1 protein-coding gene and 2 pseudogenes are annotated in these 1738 nt (G+C 37.1%); 2 read left to right on the forward strand and 1 reads right to left on the reverse strand.

Features of this window, described 5'->3' with window-relative positions; genetic code table 11:
- Both AB5287_RS09910 and AB5287_RS09915 read left to right on the forward strand, forming a co-directional pair.
- Positions 1-175, forward strand: a pseudogene (locus AB5287_RS09910) (IS30 family transposase); the annotation flags it as partial.
- 115 nt (positions 176-290) lie between these two features.
- Positions 291-1530: pseudogene (locus AB5287_RS09915) on the forward strand (ISL3 family transposase).
- 81 nt (positions 1531-1611) lie between these two features.
- Here AB5287_RS09915 and AB5287_RS09920 read toward each other — a convergent pair.
- Positions 1612-1738: DUF956 family protein (locus AB5287_RS09920; RefSeq protein WP_368221165.1), on the reverse strand; the 127-nt coding region annotated here is incomplete at its 5' end.

A 1738-nucleotide genomic window follows, 5' to 3' on the forward strand; every position in this document is an offset into this window, starting at 1 on the left:
GGTTTATTCTGCCGACTATGCTCAACATTCTTATGAAAGCAATCGGAAGCGTTCGGTCAAGAAATCAAGCTTAACCAAGGAACTAAAGGAAAAGATTCTCCACTATCATAACCAAAAATTTTCGCCTGAAATGATGGTCATGGCTAAGGGAGTTGACGTAGGAATTTCGGCTCTATAATATTTGTAGTGGGTAAACCCCCTATAGATCTTATAGAGCCTATTTTTGTGTAGAAAAAAGCCCCATAATATCTATAATGAAAAGCGACAAAACCATCATTAGAAAGAATCATATGGAACAACTACATTTTATCACAAAACTCCTTGATATCAAAGATCCTAATATCCAAATTATAGATATCATCAATAAGGATACACACAAAGAAATCATCGCTAAACTGGACTACTACGCTCCTTCTTGTCCTGATTGTGGAAGTCAAATGAAGAAATATGACTTCCAAAAACCGTCGAAAATTCCTTACCTCGAAACAACTGGTATGCCTACTAGAATTCTCCTTAAAAAGCGACGTTTCAAGTGCTATCAGTGCTCGAAAATGATGGTCGCTGAGACTTCTCTCGTCAAGAAGAATCATCAAATCCCTTGTATCATCAACCAAAAAATTGCTCAGAAACTGATTGAGAAGGCTTCTATGACCGTCATTGCCCGCCAGCTTGCCATTTCAACTTCAACTGTCATTCGAAAGCTCAATGACTTCCGTTTTAAACATGATTTTTCTCGTCTTCCCGAGATTATGTCTTGGGATGAGTATGCCTTCACTAAGGGAAAGATGAGTTTCATTGCGCAAGATTTTGACAATCGCAATATCATCACTGTTCTTGAGGGGAGAACACAAGCTATCATCCGAAATCACTTTCTTCGATACGATAGAGCTGTTCGTTGTCAGGGATATATTTAGTCCTTACTATGCCTTAGCTAAACAGCTTTTTCCATGTGCTAAAATCGTTCTAGATCGCTTTCATATTGTCCAACATCTCAGCCGTGCTATGAGTCGTGTCCGTGTTCAAATCATGAATCAGTTTGAGCGAAAATCCCATGAATACAAGACTATCAAACGCTACTGGAAGCTTATACAGAAGGATAGTCGTAAACTGAGCGATAAGCGATTTTATCGCCCTACTTTTCGTATGCATCTAACCAACAAAGAGATTCTAGACAAGCTTTTGAGCTATTCAGAAGACTTGAGACACCACTATAATATCTATCAGCTCTTGCTTTTTCACTTTCAGAACAAGGAGCCTGACAAATTTTTCGGACTCATTGAGGACAATCTTAAGCTGGTTCATCCTCTTTTTCAGACTGTCTTTAAAACCTTCCTCAAGGATAAAGAGAAGATTGTCAACGCCCTTCAACTACCCTATTCCAACGCAAAATTGGAAGCCACTAATAATCTCATCAAACTTATCAAGCGCAATGCATTTGGTTTTCGGAACTTTGAAAACTTCAAAAAACGAATTTTTATCGCCCTAAATATCAAAAAAGAAAGGACGAAATTTGTCCTTTCTAGATCTTAGCTTTTCATCAACCCACTACAGTTGACAAAGAGCCCCAAAGTCAAATAAACTTTAGAACTTTTCAATATAGCTACTGTTAAATTATTTTTTAGAAAGGGCTCGTTTTAAAACTTCAAAGAAGCTTAATGATTTTACAATTTTTTCAGGTCCTATATGACTTCTTATTGCTCTTAAAACAACTTTAGGTTTTTTTGAAGCAAATGAATAT

The organism is Bifidobacterium sp. RTP21102st3_E2_RTP21102_210122, assembly GCF_040916945.1.
In the GTDB taxonomy this organism is placed as follows: Bacteria; Actinomycetota; Actinomycetes; order Actinomycetales; family Bifidobacteriaceae; genus Bifidobacterium; species Bifidobacterium longum.